The following is a 17,832-nucleotide window of genomic DNA, read 5'->3' on the forward strand; positions in this document are numbered from 1 at the left end:
GGATAATCTCAAGCTTTTATAAAACCCTCGGATTTTCGCCCATGAACACGCCCACAGCTGCCACACCTTTGTCTCAAGATGAATTGAAAACTTTGGTGGGCCAAGCCGCCTTGCAATATGTGGTGCCCGGCGAAGTGGTGGGTGTGGGGACAGGCTCAACGGTGAACAAGTTCATCGACGCCTTGGCCACCATGAAAGACCAAATCAAAGGCGCGGTGTCTAGCTCGGTGGCGTCCACTGAACGCTTGCAAGCTTTAGGCATCCCAGTGTTTGAAGCCGCCGAGGTGGAAAGCCTGTCGGTCTACATCGACGGTGCGGACGAAATCGATCACCAAGGCCACATGGTCAAAGGCGGCGGTGCGGCGTTGACCCGCGAAAAAATTGTGGCTGCGCAATCCAAAATGTTTGTGTGCATTGCCGATGAAAGCAAGCTGGTCGATGCACTGGGCGCGTTCCCGTTGCCCGTGGAAGTCATCCCCATGGCCACCGCGCGCGTGATGCGCCAATTCGCTGCGATGGGCGGCAGCGCCAAGGTGCGTTTGAAAGACGGTCAACCGCTGGTGACCGACAACGGCCAACACATCGTCGATGTGACGGGTTTGAAAATCAGCGACCCGCTGCAGTTTGAAACCGACGTCAGCCAATGGCCGGGCGTGGTAACGGTGGGTGTGTTTGCCCATCAAAAAGCGCAGGTGTGTTTGCTGGGCACATCGACCGGCGTGAAGACGCTGAAGTTTTGAAAAGCCTAGGCACTTCGTATCGAGCTTTGGTGCTGGGTGCATCAGGTGCGCTGGGGAGTGCTTTTGTTGAAGCCTTGAAGGGCGACGCAGCATGCACCGACGTGGTGGGCTTGTCGCGCAATTCGCAACCTGCATTTCGTTTAGAAGACGAGGCCAGCATGGCAGCTGCGGCTACTGAGCTGGCCGCCCAATCTCAAGGCCCGTTTCACCTCATCATCGATGCCACAGGTGCGCTCAGCATTGACGGGCAGGGGCCAGAAAAACACATGGGTGCACTCAACGCCGCGCAACTGGCGCGTGCGTTTGAAGTCAACACCATTGGCCCCGCGTTGTTGCTCAAACACTTTGTACCTTTGCTCGCTATTGAGCAGCGCAGCATTTACGCCAAGCTATCAGCGCGCGTGGGCAGCATCAGCGACAACGGCAAAGGCGGTTGGTATGGCTACCGTGCAGCCAAAGCAGCATTGAACATGGTGCTGCAAACCGCAGCGATTGAAGCCGCCCGTAAACGCCCACAACTCGTAGTGGCTGCTATGCAGCCCGGCACAGTGGCATCCAATTTGTCAGCGCCGTTTGTGCCGGCGCAAGACTGCCTTACGCCCGCGCAATCGGTGGCGGGTTTACTCAGTGCTTTGGATGATTTGCCAGCGAAAGCCGCTGCGCACTTTGTGGATTACAAAGGCGCAGCGATTCCTTGGTGATGCTCAATGCGCGGCGCTCATGCCTTGATGTCGCAGCAGCGCATCCAGCTGAGGCTCACGGCCACGGAAGGCTTTGAACGATTCCATCGCAGGGCGACTGCCGCCGACTTCTAGGATGGTTTCGCGGTAGCGGCGGCCTGTGTCAATGCTAGGTTCGCCATCTGCGCCTGCGGTTTCTTCAAACGCGGCGTAGGCATCGGCGCTCAGCACCTCGGCCCATTTGTAGCTGTAATAGCCGGCCGCATAGCCGCCTGCAAAGATGTGGCTGAAGGTGTGCAGCGTGCGGCCCCATGCAGGGCTTTGCAACACAGCCACTTCGGCGCGCACATCACGCAGCACTTGCATGAAGTCTTGGGCTTTGTCACCGTCAGAGTGCAGCAGCATGTCCACGAGTGAAAACTCAATTTGACGCAGCGTTTGCAAACCACTTTGGAAGTTTTTGGCTGCCAGCATTTTGTCGAACAAGGCGCGTGGCAAAGGCTCGCCTGTATCCACGTGCGCGGTCATGTGGCGCAACACGCTCCACTCCCAGCAGAAGTTTTCCATGAATTGGCTGGGCAGCTCGACCGCGTCCCACTCGACGCCGCTGATGCCAGACACATCGCGCTCATTCACTTGCGTGAGCATGTGGTGCAAGCCATGGCCGCATTCGTGGAATAGGGTGATGACGTCGTCGTGCGTGAGCAATGGTGGTTTACCACCCACGGCTTCGGAGAAGTTGCACACGAGGTGCGCCACGGGCGTTTGCAACGCGCCTGTGTCGGGGCGCAACCACCGTGCGCGCACATCGTCCATCCACGCGCCGCCGCGTTTGCCCGCGCGAGCGCCTGGGTCGAGGTAGAACTGGCCCACTAGCTCAGGCGGCAAGCCGCGGGCGCGGGTTGCTTCCGAATGTCTTTCGATGCGATAAAACTCCACCGCTGGATGCCACACCGGCGCGTCGTCGCGGCGAATGCTCACCTCAAACAAGGTTTCCACAATCTTGAACAAACCAGCCAACACCTTAGGCTCGGTGAAGTACGGTTTGACTTCTTGCTCGCTGAAAGCGTAGCGCGCTTCTTTGAGCTTCTCGCCGATGTACGGCCAGTCCCACGGTTGTGGGTCTTGAAGGTTCAAGTGTTCGGCAGCAAAGGCGCGCATCTCGGCCACGTCTTTTTCAGCATAAGGGCGGGCACGTTTGGCGAGGTCGCGCAAGAAGGCCATCACCTCGGCGGGCGACTGCGCCATCTTGGCAGCCAACGACACCTCGGCGTAGTTGGCATAGCCTAAGAGCTGCGCTTCTTCTTGGCGCAGGGCCAAGATTTCTTTCACCCACGGTGTGTTGTCTTGTTCGGGTTTGCCGTTTTGCACCGCTTCCGATTGGTCAGAGGCGCGTGTGGCATAAGCGCGGTACAGCTTTTCACGCAGGGCCGAGCTGTGCGCAAACTGCATGATGGGCAGGTAGCACGGCATTTTTAAATTCAGTTTGTGGCCAGCCACACCATCCTTCTCAGCTGCTGCGCGTGTGGTTTGCAGCACGTCGTCTGGTACACCAGCCAACTCTTCGGCGGTGACGATGGCCGACCATTGGTCAGTCGCGTCCAACACGTTCTCGCTGAACTTTTGGCTCACTTCCGCTTGGCGCTCTTGAATAGCAGCAAAGCGTTCTTTGGCAGCACCCACCAGCTCAGCACCCGACAACACAAAGTTGCGCATGGCCAAAGTGTGGGCGTGTTTTTGTTCGGTGTTCAAGCTCGCCACATTGATGGCTTTGTACTTGGCATACAAGCGCTCGTCTGCACCGAGGCGCGTGTAAAACTCAGTCACGCGTGGCAGCGCTTCGGTATACGCAGCACGCAACTCAGGCGTGTCGGCCACAGAGTGCAAATGACTCACAGCACCCCAAGCGCGGCTGAGTTTTTCGGTGGCCACATCCAGCACCGATGCAATTGCTTTCCACTCGGCGGGGAAGTCGGCTGCTGTGACTTGCTCTAATGCGACATCTGCTGCTGGCAAAAGCTGGTCAAGTGCAGGCGCGATGTGCGATGGTTGGATGACATCGAACAGCGGATGATTCGAAAAGTCGAGAAGCGGATTGTTAGCGTATGTCATAAGAAAACTTTCAATGCTTCTCAGATAAGGCCCGTTGCGCCGATTCCAAGGTGTTGACCAGCAACATTGTGATGGTCATCGGTCCAACCCCACCCGGCACAGGGGTGATGTAGCCGGCTACTTCTTTCACACCGTCAAAGTCCACATCACCGCAGAGCTTGCCTTCATCGTTGCGGTTCATGCCCACGTCCAGCACCACAGCGCCTGGCTTGACCATGTCAGCCGTTAGCACATTGCGCTTGCCCACAGCGGCCACGATCACATCGGCTTGCAAGGTGAGTGCTTTGAGGTTTTGTGTGCGCGAGTGCGCCACCGTGACGGTGGCATCTTTTTGCAAAAGCATAAGTGCCATGGGCTTGCCTACGATGTTGCTGCGGCCAATCACCACGGCGTGTTTGCCCTTCAGGTCGTAGCCAATGCTCTCCAGCATCTTCATGCAGCCATACGGTGTGCATGGCCAAAAGCCGGGCATGCCCGTCATCAATGCACCGGCGCTGGCGATGTGAAAACCATCCACGTCTTTGGCAGGGCTGATGGCTTCAATCACTTTTTGCGCATCGATGTGAGCAGGCAAGGGCAGTTGCACCAAGATGCCGTGAATGCTGTCGTCGTGATTCAACGCTTCCACGCGGGCCAACAAATCGGCCTCAGTCATGGTGGCTTCGTATTTCTCGAGGACCGAGTGCAGGCCTGCGTCTTCACATGCTTTGACCTTGTTGCGCACATACACCTGGCTGGCTTGGTTGTCGCCCACCAGAACCACAGCCAAGCCGGGTGTCAAACCCTTGGCTTTCAAGGCGGCTGTGTCGGCGGCCACTTGTGCGCGCAGTTGTTTGGAGAGGGCGTTGCCGTCAATGAGTTGTGCAGTCATGGTCTTGTGTATACAGAGAGGAAGTTGAATTGAAAACGCCCGTGAAATACGGGCGTTTAAAGGGGCGTTCAAGAGGTTGCCAAAGGCTTGTGTTTAGGCTTTGGCAGCGTTTTGTCCGAGTGCGGTTTTCAGCAAGTCGGCCACGGTGTTGGCGTTGAGCTTTTCCATGATGTTGGCACGGTGCGCTTCCACGGTTTTGATGCTGATGCCGAGGTCGTCTGCAATTTGCTTGTTCAAACGGCCAGCCACGATGCGCTCTAACACTTGGGCTTCTCGGGTAGTCAGCTTGGCCATCAGCGCGTCGCGGCTGGCGGCTTGTTGTGATTCGGCGAACGACGTGGTGGCTTGCGCCAACATGCGTTCGACCAAGTTCACCAAAGCGGTTTCGTCAAAAGGCTTTTGAATGAAGTCCATCGCGCCTTTTTTCATGGTGTCCACAGCCATGGGCACATCGCCGTGACCGGTGATGAACACGATGGGTAAAGGCGACTTTCGTTCGACCAAACGGTCTTGCAATTCGAGGCCTGTCATGCCACCCATGCGGATGTCCACAATCAAACAAGCCACTTCACGTGGGTCGTAACGGCTGAGGAATGTTTCAGCTGAATCGAAGCAACGAACGCGGTAGTCCTTGCCCTCTAACAACCATTGCAAGGAATCACGTACAGCCTCGTCGTCATCTACAACGTAGACCGTACCTTTTTTGGGAATCAAACTCATCAAAAAAACTCCAACCTATCGGACCGGTATCCAGAAGGAAAAGCGGCAGCCCGTTATTTCCTCGCCATTGTAGAGGTTCTCGGCCTTCATCCTGCCTTGGTGCGACTCCACGATGGAGCGGCACAAATTCAGGCCAATGCCCATGCCTTCTGATTTGGTGGAGAAGAAGGCTTCAAACAAACGTTCCATCACCTCGGGCGGCAAGCCTCGCCCTGTGTCAGTGACTGAAAACTCAATCACAGGTTGGCCTTCTTCGCTGCGTGGTAATACCTTTAGTTCCACATCGCGGCGTGTGAGCGGGCGCTGGGCCAGGTCAATGGACTCTGCGGCATTGCGCATCAAATTCACCAACACTTGTTCAATCAAGATGGGGTCCACGTTCACCGCGGGCAAGCGCGCCGCGAGCACTTGGCTCAACCGCACCTGTCGCCGACGCATCTCAATGCCGGCCAATTCCACCGCTTCAGCCACCATGGCGGTCACATCGGAGGGGGTGCGGTTGGGTTCACTGCGTTTCACAAAGGTGCGAATGCGTTGAATGATTTGCCCCGCACGTTGCGCTTGGTGGGCGGTTTTCTCCAAAGCCTTGAGCAACTCTTCTTCGGTCAAGTTGTTGGCTTTGATGCGCGACACCATGCCGCTGCAGTAGTTGTTGATGGCCGTCAGTGGTTGGTTCAACTCGTGTGCCACGCTAGACGCCATCTCACCCATGGTGATGAGGCGGCTGGCCGATTGCGCGCGTTCGGCTTGTACTTGGGCTTGCTCTTCGGCTTGGCGACGTGGGGTGATGTCTGAGGCAATCACCATCTGCGCCAAGCGGCCATCCACCCAGTTGAGGTAGCGCGAACGTACCTCTAACCACTTGCCTAATTCCGGCACATAAATTTCGGCGTTCTCTGCCTTGGTTTCGGTGATGCCTTCGGTGGGCAAGCCCATCAAGCCATCGTCTTCATCTTGGCCGTCATCGTTTGCGGCGTCTGATGTTGTCGAGGGGCGTGGTTGGCCAGCTTGCGAAACCAAACTCAGGTGACCTTGCGTGGTGCTGGCAAACCATTGGCGATACAGCTTGTTGGCAAACAACAGTTCTTTGCTCCCCAAAGGCGCCACAGACACGGAGGCGTCCAAACCTTCGAGCACGGTGGTGAATCGGTCGTGGGCTGCGGAGAGTTGTTCGCGCACGCGGTTGGGCTCGGTGATGTCGGTCATCGACGTCATCCAGCCGGTTTGTTGGCCGCGTGCATCCACGAGTGGTGAAACATACAAGCGCGCATCAAACACTTCACCTGTTTTGCGCTTGACGCGAACTTGAAAGCCGCTGGCCGTGGTGTCGCCTTGCAGTTCTTGGGCAAGTTTTTCTTCCAAGGTCGCGCGGTCTTCTTCGGGCCAATAGGGGAAGGGCGGTTCACGACCCACCAGCTCTTCTTCGGTCCAGCCTGTCATTTGGCAAAACGCAGCGTTCACGTAGGTGATGCGGCCCTTGAGGTCCATCGCACGCATGCCGGTGAGGATGGAGTTTTCCATCGCGCGGCGAAAGTTGGTCTCGGCCACCAAGGCCTGTTGCGCTTGCACGCGTCGGCGGGTGTGGCGCCAAGTGCCAATTAACATCCATGCGGTCATGGCACTGAGCACGGCCACCAACCAAAACACACCATTGCCAATCAAACCTTGCGAGGTGCGGTAGGCCTGCGCGTGCAATGACAGTGCATAGCCCACAGGGGTGATGGGTACTTCGTACTCATTGGTTTGGAACAACCAAGGCAACACCTCGGTCACTTTGGGGCGCGCTTTGTTGGCTTGGCCTGCCAGCACGTGGTTATTCACGTCTCGCAAAGACACGGCATATCGGTTGGCTATTTCGTTGGGCACTGCAAAGCGCAGCATGCCATCCATCGTGTATTCGGCCAACAACACGCCTTCGAATTTGCCGTGGTTGATGATCGGCACATGAAGCTGCAAGTGCGTATATGGCGCTGCACTGCTGCGTTTTTCAATGATGGGTTGCGAGTAAACGGGCTGTTGCAAATCACGCGACAAATGAAACGTGCTGATCGTCTCGGCATGGGTGATGGTCGTGCCGCTCAGAAAACTCATGGTCGAGTTGTTGCTGGCACTGGCATAGCTGATGTGCACACGTTGACGCGCGTCTACCCATGTCAGGCTCGCCAATTCAGGGCTTTGATTTAACAGAGTTTGGGCTTCGCTAGAAAAAGCCTTGCTATCGGTTTCCCTGTTGGCAATGTCACGCGCCATGCGCATGATTTGTTCTTGTTTATCAAGCAGGCGTAGGCGTAAACGTTGTTGGGCGTACTCCACATCCCGGCGAACGACTTCTTGTTCGCGCACAATTTCTTCGTAACGCAGGTACCAAAACGCGGTGGTGATGGCGGCCATGAACAGCACCACCGCCGCTAGCGGGGCGATGAACGCGAAGCGGTCCTGACGGTTGGGGGTTTGTCGGCGCCACCACTGACGCCAGTGGGTGATGAGTTGCGTGAAAGGGGAAATGGGCAATGTTTTTGACATGTGCGGTGAGTTTATGTCTGCCGTGAAATCATTCCTTCAGGTAATTACTAGATTTCATAATAAGAAATCAATAGTCGCTATTTGAAATTTCAGAAATTTGTGAGAAACTATTTACATTCGAGTAAAAACAAGTGCAACAAGAGGAGACAAGCATGTCAGCACAACCGAACGATCTGCGTACCGACGTGGACAGCCAAGAAACGCGTGAATGGATGGACGCTTTGTCCGCCGTCATCAATGCAGAAGGGCCTGAACGTGCGCACTTCTTGTTAGAGCAACTGCTCGAACACGCACGCGAGAGCAGCATCGACATGCCGTTCTCTGCCACCACGGGTTACGTCAACACCATCGAACCCGATCAAGAAGCCCATTGCCCCGGCAACATCGAAATTGAAGAACGCCTGCGCGCCTACATGCGTTGGAACGCGATGGCGATGGTGGTCAAAGCCAACCGTCACCACCCAATCGACGGCGGCGACCTCGGCGGCCACATTGGCTCCTTCGCGTCACTGGCCCACATGTTTGGTGCTGGCTTTAACCACTTCTGGCACGCTGAAAACGAAAACCACGGTGGCGACTGCTTGTACATCCAAGGTCACGTGTCGCCCGGCGTTTATGCCCGTGCTTACCTTGAAGGCCGCTTGACCGAAGAGCAATTGCTCAACTTCCGTCAAGAAGTCGATGGCAAAGGTCTGTCCAGCTACCCACACCCCAAACTCATGCCTGAGTTTTGGCAGTTCCCCACCGTGTCGATGGGCCTTGGCCCATTGATGGCCATCTACCAAGCGCGCTTCTTGAAGTACTTGCACGCACGCGGCATTGCCAACACCGAAAACCGCAAGGTTTGGGTGTTCTGCGGCGACGGCGAAATGGACGAAGTCGAATCCTTGGGTGCGATTGGTTTGGCCGCTCGCGAAAAACTCGACAACTTGATCTTCGTGGTCAACTGCAACTTGCAACGCTTAGACGGCCCAGTGCGCGGCAACGGCAAGATCGTTCAAGAACTCGAAGGCGAATTCCGTGGCTCAGGCTGGAACGTCATCAAACTCTTGTGGGGCAGCGAGTGGGACAAGCTCTTGGCTCGCGACAAAGACGGCGCACTGCGCAAGATCATGATGGAAACCTTGGACGGCGACTTCCAAGCGTTCAAAGCCAACGACGGCGCTTATGTGCGCAAGCACTTCTTCGGTCGCGATCCACGCACGCTCGAGATGGTCTCGCACATGAGCGACGACGAAATCTGGGCTTTGAAGCGCGGCGGCCATGACCCACAAAAGGTCTATGCAGCTTACGACGCAGCCGTGAAGCACAAAGACCAACCCACTGTGTTGCTCATCAAAACCGTCAAAGGTTTTGGCATGGGCAAAGCAGGCGAGGGCAAGAACAACGTTCACCAAACCAAAAAGCTCACAGACGAAGACATCCGCTACATGCGCGACCGCTTCAACATCCCAGTGCCAGACAGTGAGTTGGCCAACGTGCCTTTCTACAAGCCTGCGGATGACACCCCCGAAATGCGTTACCTGCACGAGCGCCGCAAGGCCTTGGGTGGCTACTTGCCACACCGCCGCACGAAAGCTGAAGAAAGCTTTACTGTGCCGTCGTTGGACATCTTCAAATCGGTGATGGAGCCCACAGCCGAAGGCCGTGAAATCTCGACCACTCAAGCCTATGTGCGCTTCCTCACGCAGCTCTTGCGTGACCAAGCTTTGGGCCCACGCGTGGTGCCTATTCTTGTGGACGAAGCCCGTACCTTTGGTATGGAAGGTTTGTTCCGTCAAATCGGTATTTACAACCCTGCAGGTCAGCAATACACACCGGTCGATAAAGACCAAGTGATGTATTACAAAGAAGACAAAGCTGGCCAAATCTTGCAAGAAGGCATCAACGAAGCCGGCGGTATGTCGAGCTGGATTGCAGCTGCCACCAGCTACTCCACCAGCAACCGCATCATGGTGCCGTTCTACGTGTACTACTCGATGTTTGGTTTCCAACGCATTGGCGACTTGGCATGGGCTGCTGGCGACATGCAAGCACGCGGCTTCTTGTTGGGCGGCACATCGGGCCGTACTACCTTGAACGGCGAAGGCTTGCAGCACGAAGACGGTCACAGCCACATCATGGCCAACACCATTCCTAACTGCGTGTCTTATGACCCCACCTTCGCACACGAAGTCGGCGTCATCCTGCACCACGGTTTGAAGCGCATGGTCGAGAAGCAAGACAACGTCTTCTACTACATCACCTTGTTGAACGAAAACTACGCCATGCCCGGCCTCAAAGCTGGCACGGAAGAGCAAATCATCAAAGGCATGTACTTGCTGCAACAAGGCGAGGGCAAGAAAACTGCACCACGCGTGAACTTGTTGGGCTCGGGCACTATCTTGCGTGAATCCATGGCTGCACGTGACTTGCTCGCTGCTGATTGGGGCGTTGCTGCCAACGTGTGGAGCTGCCCAAGCTTCAACGAACTCACACGCGACGGCCAAGACGCTGAGCGTTACAACTTGTTGCACCCCACCGACAAACCAAAAGTGCCGTTTGTCACTGCACAGTTGGACCCATACGTCGGCCCAGTCGTTGCATCGACCGACTACATGAAAGCCTATGCCGAACAGATTCGTTCGTTCATACCTAAAGGCCGCACCTACAAAGTGTTGGGCACAGACGGCTTTGGTCGTTCCGACTTCCGCAGCAAGCTGCGTGAGCACTTTGAAGTTAACCGCCACTACATCGTGGTGGCAGCCCTCAAAGCCCTCAGCGAAGAAGGCACTGTGCCAGTGGCACAAGTGGCTGAAGCCATCAAAAAGTACGGCATCAAAGTCGACAAGATCAACCCGCTGTACGCATAAAAATTCGGGAGACACAACATGGCATTGGTAGAAGTAAAAGTCCCGGATATCGGGGATTTCGACGAAGTCGCAGTCATTGAACTGCTGGTCAAAGTGGGCGACACCGTGAAAGCGGAACAGTCCCTGATCACCGTCGAATCAGACAAAGCCTCAATGGAAATTCCATCGAGTACAGCTGGTGTGGTCAAAGAGCTGCGCGTGAACTTGGGCGACAAGGTCAAAGAAGGCTCAGTGGTGTTGGTGGTGGAAGCCGCTGGTGCTGCTGCAGCTTCGGCCGCAGCCCCTGCAGCCGCAGCAGCTGCGCCTGTAGCCGCCGCTGCGCCTGCACCCGTTGCAGCTGCAGCTCCCGTAGCCGCCGCTGCATCCGGCTCCATCGAAATTCATGTGCCAGACATCGGCGACTTCAAAAACGTCGCCGTGATCGAAGTGTTTGTGAAGCCTGGCGACAGCATCAAGGTGGAGCAATCGCTCATCACGGTTGAGTCTGACAAAGCCTCGATGGAAATTCCATCCTCACACGCGGGCGTGCTCAAAGAGCTCAAAGTCAAAGTGGGCGACACCGTCAACATTGGTGACTTGTTGGCCATTTTGGAAGGCACCGTGTCTGCCGCTGCTGCACCTGTGTCTGCAGCCGCATCTGCAGTTGCAGCCGTAGCATCTGCCGCTGTTGCTGCACCTACTGCGGTTGCCGCTGCAGTGGCTGCCGTGGCCGCACCAGCACACGCCCCAGGCGCACCCACATTGGGCTTGCCACACGCATCACCTTCTGTGCGCAAGTTCGCACGCGAACTCGGTGTGCCGTTGGAAGAGCTCAAAGGCTCTGGCCACAAAGGCCGTATCACACAAGACGACGTGCAAACCTTCACCAAGTCCGTCATGTCGGGCGCGACACAAACCAAGGCTCAAGCAGCCAAGGGTGGCGCATCTGCGGGTGGTGATGGTGCAGCCTTGGGCCTCATCCCATGGCCGAAGGTTGACTTTGCCAAGTTCGGTCCTGTCGAGCGCAAAGAAATGGGCCGTATCAAGAAGATCAGCGGCGCGAACTTGCTTCGCAACGCCATCATGATTCCGGCCGTCACCAACCATGACGACTGTGACATCACCGACCTCGAAGCCTTCCGCGTCTCGACCAACAAAGAGAACGAGAAGAGCGGCGTCAAAGTGACCATGCTTGCTTTCTTGATCAAGGCTTGCGTGGCCGCGCTCAAGAAATACCCAGAGTTCAACAGCTCGCTCGACGGCGATGCACTGGTCTACAAAAACTACTGGCACATCGGCTTTGCCGCTGACACGCCCAATGGTTTGATGGTTCCCGTCATCCGCGATTGCGACAAAAAAGGCGTGCTGCAAATCAGCGCCGAAATGTCAGAGCTGGCCAAGAAAGCCCGTGACGGCAAACTCGGCCCCGCCGAAATGACTGGCGCAACCTTCACCATCTCTAGCCTCGGCGGCATTGGTGGTAAGTACTTCACGCCCATCATCAACGCGCCCGAAGTGGCCATCCTCGGTGTGTGCAAGAGCACCATGGAACCCGTGTGGAACGGCAAAGAATTTGTGCCACGCTTGATGTTGCCTCTGAGCTTGACGTGGGATCACCGCGTCATCGACGGCGCAGCGGCGGCACGCTTCAATGCGTACCTCGGTCAAATCCTCGGCGACTTCCGTCGCGTGTTGCTCTAAGCCCAAGGAACTGATATGGCAATGATTGATATCAAAGTTCCAGACATCGGCGACTTCGACGAAGTGGCCGTGATCGAGTTGCTGGTCAAACCCGGCGACACAGTCAAAGCTGAGCAATCGCTCATCACTGTGGAGTCCGACAAAGCGTCGATGGAAATTCCATCCTCACACGCAGGCGTGGTGAAAGAGTTGAAAGTCAAGCTGGGCGACAAGGTCAAAGAAGGCTCTGTTGTGTTGGTGTTGGATGCAGAAGGCGCTGCCGCTGCTCCTGCCGCGCCAACCGCTTCTGCACCTGCGCTCGCAGCGGCTCCAGCCGCAGCACCCGCTGCTCCAGTGGCCGCAGCCCCCGCACCAACAGCCTCATCCTTTGGCGGCTCTGCCGACATCGAGTGTGATGTGCTCGTGTTGGGCGGTGGCCCTGGTGGCTACTCGGCTGCATTCCGTGCGGCTGACCTCGGCTTGAACGTCGTCATCGTCGAGCGCTACGCCACCTTGGGCGGCGTGTGTTTGAACGTGGGTTGCATTCCATCCAAAGCCCTGCTGCACGTCGCAGCGGTGATGGACGAAGTGGCCCACATGGCTGACCTCGGTGTGGACTTCGGTACACCCGCTGTCAACATCGACAAGCTGCGCGGCCACAAAGAAAAAGTCATTGGCAAACTCACAGGCGGCTTGGCTGCCATGGCCAAGATGCGCAAGGTCACCACCGTGCGCGGCTTGGGTCAGTTCGTGGGTGCAAACCACCTCGAAGTGAGCGAGACCACTGGCACTGCACAAGAACAAAACGGCAGCAAAAAAGTGATCGCCTTCAAGAAGGCCATCATCGCTGCAGGCTCTCAAGCCGTTCGTTTGCCTTTTATGCCCAACGACCCACGCGTGGTCGACAGCACCGGTGCTTTGGAACTCAAAGAAGTGCCCAAGCGCATGCTCATCTTGGGCGGCGGCATCATCGGCCTAGAGATGGGCACGGTTTACAGCACGCTGGGCGCACGCCTGGACGTGGTGGAAATGATGGACGGCCTCATGCAAGGCGCTGACCGTGACTTGGTGAAGATCTGGCAAAAGATGAACGCCAAGCGCTTTGACAACATCATGCTCAAGACCAAGACCGTGTCAGCACGCGCCTTGCCCGAAGGCATTGAAGTCACGTTTGCACCGGCAGAAGAGGGTGGCACAGCCCCCGCGCCGCAGGTGTACGACCTTGTGTTGCAAGCTGTGGGCCGCACGCCCAACGGCAAAAAACTCGCCGCTGAAAAAGCCGGCGTGTCTGTGACCGACCGTGGCTTCATCAACGTCGACATTCAAATGCGCACCAACGTGCCGCACATCTTCGCCATTGGCGACATCGTGGGCCAGCCCATGTTGGCGCACAAGGCGGTGCACGAAGCGCACGTGGCGGCCGAAGTCATTGCGGGCGAACTTCAAGGCAACAAAGAGCTGGCAGCCGCTGCGTTTAACGCACGCGTCATCCCAAGCGTGGCCTACACCGACCCCGAAGTGGCATGGGTGGGCTTGACCGAAGACCAAGCCAAAGCGCAAGGCATCAAGGTCAAAAAAGGCTTGTTCCCTTGGACCGCCTCGGGCCGCGCCATTGCCAACGGCCGCGACGAAGGCGTGACCAAACTGCTGTTTGACGATTCACCCGAGGCCCACGGCCACGGCAAGATCTTGGGCGGCGGCATGGTGGGCACGCATGTGGGCGACATGATTGGCGAGATCGCTTTGGCCATCGAGATGGGCGCAGACGCTGTGGACATCGGCAAAACCATCCACCCACACCCCACGCTGGGCGAAAGCATCGGCATGGCGGCAGAAGTGGCGCACGGTAGCTGCACGGACTTGCCGCCTAGCAAGAAGTAAACGTTTCGCGCTGTAAATAAAAAAGCCGCCAACCTAAGAGGGTTGGCGGCTTTTTTTCTTGTGGAGTGATTTCAATGCAAGTGCAAATCAAATATTTTTTCGACCCTTGGGCTAATCTAGCCCCACAAAGCGCAACGCCACCTCGAGGGTGGCGTCTTGCTCTGGTGCATCAAAGGGCATCACCGGCTTAGGTACCTTTACAGGTGCGGGAGTGGGGTCCTCAGTGCTTACGAGAAAAAGTATACCGCCCAACCTGAAAGGCTTGGCAGCTTCTTTTATTGCAATGCTTGCAGTACCGCTGTTGGGTTGCGATCAATCACATTGAGCAACACCAGCGAAGCACCGCTGGGTGAACGGTCACCACGTTCCCAATGACGCAATGTAGCCACTGAAAAACCAAAGCGAGCTGCAAACTGCTCTTGTGTCAGGCTTAGGCGTTGGCGCAGGTTTGACACATCAACTGCATGGGGTTGGTACAGCTTCACACCAGATGTTTTGGTGTCTTTGGTTTTGGCGTGCGCAACGGCTTCAGTCAAACCTTGTTTGATGCTGTTGAATGCATTTGTCATGTGTTTTCCTTTCACGATTCAAACCAAATTTGCACGAGCAAATCGACCACTTCTGCCAACTCATTGCGCTCAGCTTTGCTGATGTTGGCACGTTCATTTTTTGCAAACAGTGTCAGCAGGTAAAGCGGCATTTGTTCACTGTGAACGTAATAGATCACGCGCACACCACCTGACTTGCCCTGTGCACCCCGTCCCCAACGCAGTTTGCGAATGCCGCCTGTGCCCTCCATCAAGTCGCCCGCTTTCGGATGCGCAGCCAAGTAGTTGATGATGTCTAAGCGCTCAGACGCGCTCATCAGTTTCTCAGCGCGACGTATGTATTCGGGCAGCTCGGCGATGGTGAGTAGAGATTTCATTCTAATCCATTGGATTAATTTGACAAGTCTCTATGTTTACGCGATCAACCGATTAGCTGGTGTGAAATTGCCTCTGAATTTGAGTGTTTTCCACTTACTTAGAAGCGACAATATCGGCTGCAAAGAACAGGAACATAAGAATGACCAGCCAACAACAACGCGCCGCACTGCAAAGCCAAATCTGGAAAATTGCCAACGACGTACGCGGAGCAGTAGACGGCTGGGATTTCAAGCAGTATGTGTTGGGCACCTTGTTCTACCGCTTCATCAGCGAAAACTTTGCCAGCTACATCGAAGCGGGTGACGACAGCATCAACTACGCAGAGCTGGCCGATAGCGTGATCACCGCAGACATCAAAGACGATGCCATCAAGACCAAGGGCTATTTCATCTATCCCAGTCAGCTGTTTGCCAAAGTGGTTGCCAGTGCCAACACCAACGAAAGCTTAAACACCGATTTAGCCGCTATCTTTACCGCCATTGAAAGCTCGGCCAATGGCTATCCATCCGAAAAAGACATCAAAGGCCTGTTTGCCGACTTTGACACCACCAGCAACCGCCTTGGCAATACCGTCAAAGACAAGAACATCCGTTTAGCCGCCGTACTCAAAGGCGTGGCCGAGCTGGACTTTGGCGACTTTGGCGGCAACGATTTCGAGACCAACCAAATCGACCTGTTTGGCGACGCCTACGAGTTCTTGATTTCCAACTACGCGGCCAACGCCGGCAAATCGGGCGGTGAGTTTTTCACGCCCCAGCATGTGTCCAAGCTGATTGCCCAGCTGGCCATGCACAAGCAAACCAGTGTTAATAAAATTTACGACCCAGCCTGCGGCTCGGGATCACTGCTGCTGCAAGCCAAAAAACACTTTGACCAGCATTTGATTCAAGACGGCTTCTGGGGCCAAGAACTCAACCACACCACCTACAACTTGGCGCGCATGAACATGTTCTTGCACAACGTCAACTACGACAAGTTCAACATCCAGCTGGGTGACACTCTCACCCAGCCGCACTTTGGCGATGACAAACCGTTTGATGCCATCGTCTCCAACCCGCCTTACTCGGTGAAGTGGATCGGCAGCGACGACCCCACCCTGATCAACGACGACCGCTTTGCTCCCGCAGGCGTGCTGGCCCCCAAGAGCAAGGCTGACTTTGCCTTTGTGTTGCACGCACTCAGCTACCTATCCAGCAAGGGCCGCGCCGCCATTGTTTGCTTTCCGGGCATTTTTTACCGGGGCGGTGCGGAGCAAAAAATCCGCCAATACCTGGTGGACAACAATCATGTGGAAACCGTCATCTCGCTCGCGCCCAATTTGTTTTACGGCACCACCATTGCCGTGACCATTTTGGTGCTGTCCAAACACAAGGCGGACACTACCACCCAGTTCATAGACGCCAGCGCACTGTTCAAGAAAGACACCAACACCAACACGCTGCTCGAAACGCACATTGACCAAATCATGGCCGTGTTCGACAGCAAGGCCAATGTGGACCACTTCGCCCTCTCGGTCAGCCATTCCGAGATTGCTGCCAACGACTACAACCTGTCCGTCAGCAGCTACGTGCAGGCCAAAGACACCCGCGAAGTGGTGGACATTACCCAGCTCAACGCCGAGCTGAAAACCACCGTGGCCAAGATCGACCAACTGCGCAAAGACATTGACGCCATCGTGGCCGAGATTGAAGGCGAGGAGCAGCAGGCATGAGCAGTTTGGACTTTATGAACAAGCTGTTGGATGGGGGGGCGGTGGAGTGGCAGGCACTCGCAAGCGTCTGCAAGATTGAGACCGGGAAACTAAACGCAAATGCAGCGGTTGATGATGGTGAATTTATGTTTTTCACGACCGCAAAAGAAACTAGCAGGATAAATAAATATCGCTGGGATACGGAAGCATTACTTATTGCGGGAAATGCAAATGTTGGCGAGGTAAAGCATTATTCTGGGAAATTTGACGCGTATCAGCGCACTTACGTGCTGACCAGCTTCGCAAGTGGCGTAAACATTAGATTTCTGTTTTACGTACTCAGTAACGACCTCAAAAAGTATCTTGAGGAAAGGACAAACAGCGCCGCTATGACGTACATCGTGCTGTCAACTTTGGAGGATTTTCAAATCCCAATCCCCTGTCCAGACAATCCCAAAAAGTCGCTTGAAATTCAAGCCGAAATCGTCCGCATCCTGGACGCCTTCACCGAGCTGACCACCGAGCTGACCACCGAGCTGACCACCCGAAAAAAACAATACAACCACTACCGCGATCAGTTGTTGAGTTTTGAAGATGGGGAAGTGGAGTGGAAGACGTTGGGGGAATTGGCTGATGTAAACACTGGTTCAAAGCCGACGGAAATTCTTGAAACAGCAACAAGCTTTGATTACATCAATGCTGGAACATCCCGATCCGGATACAGCGCAGCAAGTAATTGTGCAGGCGATACCGTCACAACTCCGTCGCGAGGTCAAGGCGGCATTGGCTATGTGGGATATCAAAACGAACCATTCTGGTTGGGGCCTTTGTGCTACAAGTTGCAGTCAACAGATAAGACGGTTCTGATCAACAAATATCTTTTTTACTTCCTTCAATCACGAAGCGAACTGCTACTGGGCTTAAAAAAAGAAGGTGGGGTTCCTGCCGTCAATAAGTCTGACCTTGTTCAACTGGAAATACCCTTTCCTTCGCTCGAAGAGCAAAAACGCATCGTCGCCATCCTCGATAAATTCGATGCGCTGACCAACTCCATAAGCGAAGGCTTGCCCCGCGAAATCGAACTGCGCCAGAAGCAGTACGAGCACTACCGCGATTTGCTGCTGAGCTTTCCGAAGTCGGAAAGCCATGGAGATGCCCATGCCCAATGACCGCCCTGT

At 55.6% G+C, this 17,832-nt stretch carries 13 protein-coding genes; 7 read left to right on the top strand and 6 right to left on the bottom strand.

The window, feature by feature from the left end; translation table 11 throughout:
• Positions 1-41 precede the first annotated feature (41 nt).
• Positions 42-740, top strand: a complete 699-nt coding sequence (gene rpiA, locus LINBF2_RS05450; protein WP_281891022.1) for a ribose-5-phosphate isomerase RpiA — start codon at positions 42-44, stop codon at positions 738-740.
• Entirely contained in the window at positions 695-1,441 is a 747-nt protein-coding gene (locus LINBF2_RS05455) for an SDR family NAD(P)-dependent oxidoreductase (protein ID WP_281891024.1), read from the top strand. Before rpiA ends, LINBF2_RS05455 begins: the two co-directional genes overlap by 46 nt.
• 3 nt (positions 1,442-1,444) lie before the next feature.
• Here LINBF2_RS05455 and LINBF2_RS05460 read toward each other — a convergent pair whose 3' ends face one another.
• The 4 genes from LINBF2_RS05460 to LINBF2_RS05475 all read right to left on the bottom strand — a co-directional run bounded on the left by LINBF2_RS05460 (position 1,445) and on the right by LINBF2_RS05475 (position 7,646).
• Positions 1,445-3,532: a M3 family metallopeptidase gene (locus LINBF2_RS05460; protein WP_281891026.1), complete on the bottom strand. Its 2,088-nt coding sequence runs from the start codon at positions 3,530-3,532 to the stop codon at positions 1,445-1,447.
• Positions 3,533-3,542: 10 nt separating this feature from the next.
• Complete coding sequence (folD, locus tag LINBF2_RS05465; RefSeq protein ID WP_281891028.1) at positions 3,543-4,403, bottom strand: bifunctional methylenetetrahydrofolate dehydrogenase/methenyltetrahydrofolate cyclohydrolase FolD; 861 nt, start codon at positions 4,401-4,403, stop codon at positions 3,543-3,545.
• Between the two features lie 93 nt (positions 4,404-4,496).
• Positions 4,497-5,123 (bottom strand): response regulator transcription factor, encoded by a 627-nt coding sequence (locus tag LINBF2_RS05470; RefSeq protein ID WP_104800365.1) that lies wholly within the window; start codon positions 5,121-5,123, stop codon positions 4,497-4,499.
• Between the two features lie 15 nt (positions 5,124-5,138).
• Positions 5,139-7,646, bottom strand: coding sequence for a PAS domain-containing sensor histidine kinase (locus LINBF2_RS05475; protein ID WP_281891031.1), 2,508 nt, complete (start codon positions 7,644-7,646; stop codon positions 5,139-5,141).
• A gap of 152 nt (positions 7,647-7,798) precedes the next feature.
• On the opposite strand from LINBF2_RS05475, the gene aceE reads away from it, so the two are divergent.
• The 3 genes from aceE to lpdA are packed head-to-tail and all read left to right on the top strand — an operon-like array spanning position 7,799 to position 14,038.
• Complete coding sequence (gene aceE, locus LINBF2_RS05480; RefSeq protein ID WP_281891034.1) at positions 7,799-10,498, top strand: pyruvate dehydrogenase (acetyl-transferring), homodimeric type; 2,700 nt, start codon at positions 7,799-7,801, stop codon at positions 10,496-10,498.
• Between the two features lie 18 nt (positions 10,499-10,516).
• Complete coding sequence (gene aceF, locus LINBF2_RS05485; protein WP_281891036.1) at positions 10,517-12,178, top strand: dihydrolipoyllysine-residue acetyltransferase; 1,662 nt, start codon at positions 10,517-10,519, stop codon at positions 12,176-12,178.
• A 15-nt stretch (positions 12,179-12,193) separates the two neighbouring features.
• Positions 12,194-14,038, top strand: coding sequence for a dihydrolipoyl dehydrogenase (gene lpdA, locus LINBF2_RS05490; protein WP_281891038.1), 1,845 nt, complete (start codon positions 12,194-12,196; stop codon positions 14,036-14,038).
• A 275-nt stretch (positions 14,039-14,313) separates the two neighbouring features.
• Here the strand turns inward: lpdA and LINBF2_RS05495 are convergent, their stop codons facing one another.
• Positions 14,314-14,607 (bottom strand): helix-turn-helix domain-containing protein, encoded by a 294-nt coding sequence (locus LINBF2_RS05495; RefSeq protein WP_104800370.1) that lies wholly within the window; start codon positions 14,605-14,607, stop codon positions 14,314-14,316.
• Between the two features lie 11 nt (positions 14,608-14,618).
• Entirely contained in the window at positions 14,619-14,963 is a 345-nt protein-coding gene (locus tag LINBF2_RS05500; protein ID WP_281891040.1) for a type II toxin-antitoxin system RelE/ParE family toxin, read from the bottom strand.
• 140 nt (positions 14,964-15,103) lie between these two features.
• Between LINBF2_RS05500 and LINBF2_RS05505 the strand changes: the two genes are divergently transcribed.
• Positions 15,104-16,675, top strand: a complete 1,572-nt coding sequence (locus LINBF2_RS05505; protein WP_281891042.1) for a type I restriction-modification system subunit M — start codon at positions 15,104-15,106, stop codon at positions 16,673-16,675.
• Positions 16,672-17,823 (top strand): restriction endonuclease subunit S, encoded by a 1,152-nt coding sequence (locus tag LINBF2_RS05510; protein WP_281891044.1) that lies wholly within the window; start codon positions 16,672-16,674, stop codon positions 17,821-17,823. The genes LINBF2_RS05505 and LINBF2_RS05510 overlap by 4 nt, the downstream gene beginning before the upstream one ends.
• Positions 17,824-17,832: the final 9 nt, after the last annotated feature.

It is taken from the genome of Limnohabitans sp. TEGF004, assembly GCF_027924965.1.
In the GTDB taxonomy this organism is placed as follows: Bacteria; Pseudomonadota; Gammaproteobacteria; order Burkholderiales; family Burkholderiaceae_C; genus Limnohabitans.

Excerpts from the sequence above, each read along its gene's own strand:
- rpiA (WP_281891022.1), top strand. The coding sequence starts at position 42 with ATGAACACGCCCACAGCTGCCACACCTTTGTCTCAAGATGAATTGAAA.
- LINBF2_RS05460 (WP_281891026.1), bottom strand. The coding sequence starts at position 3,532 with ATGACATACGCTAACAATCCGCTTCTCGACTTTTCGAATCATCCGCTG.
- folD (WP_281891028.1), bottom strand. The coding sequence starts at position 4,403 with ATGACTGCACAACTCATTGACGGCAACGCCCTCTCCAAACAACTGCGC.
- LINBF2_RS05470 (WP_104800365.1), bottom strand. The coding sequence starts at position 5,123 with ATGAGTTTGATTCCCAAAAAAGGTACGGTCTACGTTGTAGATGACGAC.
- LINBF2_RS05475 (WP_281891031.1), bottom strand. The coding sequence starts at position 7,646 with ATGTCAAAAACATTGCCCATTTCCCCTTTCACGCAACTCATCACCCAC.
- aceE (WP_281891034.1), top strand. The coding sequence starts at position 7,799 with ATGTCAGCACAACCGAACGATCTGCGTACCGACGTGGACAGCCAAGAA.
- aceF (WP_281891036.1), top strand. The coding sequence starts at position 10,517 with ATGGCATTGGTAGAAGTAAAAGTCCCGGATATCGGGGATTTCGACGAA.
- lpdA (WP_281891038.1), top strand. The coding sequence starts at position 12,194 with ATGGCAATGATTGATATCAAAGTTCCAGACATCGGCGACTTCGACGAA.
- LINBF2_RS05495 (WP_104800370.1), bottom strand. The coding sequence starts at position 14,607 with ATGACAAATGCATTCAACAGCATCAAACAAGGTTTGACTGAAGCCGTT.
- LINBF2_RS05500 (WP_281891040.1), bottom strand. The coding sequence starts at position 14,963 with ATGAAATCTCTACTCACCATCGCCGAGCTGCCCGAATACATACGTCGC.
- LINBF2_RS05505 (WP_281891042.1), top strand. The coding sequence starts at position 15,104 with ATGACCAGCCAACAACAACGCGCCGCACTGCAAAGCCAAATCTGGAAA.
- LINBF2_RS05510 (WP_281891044.1), top strand. The coding sequence starts at position 16,672 with ATGAGCAGTTTGGACTTTATGAACAAGCTGTTGGATGGGGGGGCGGTG.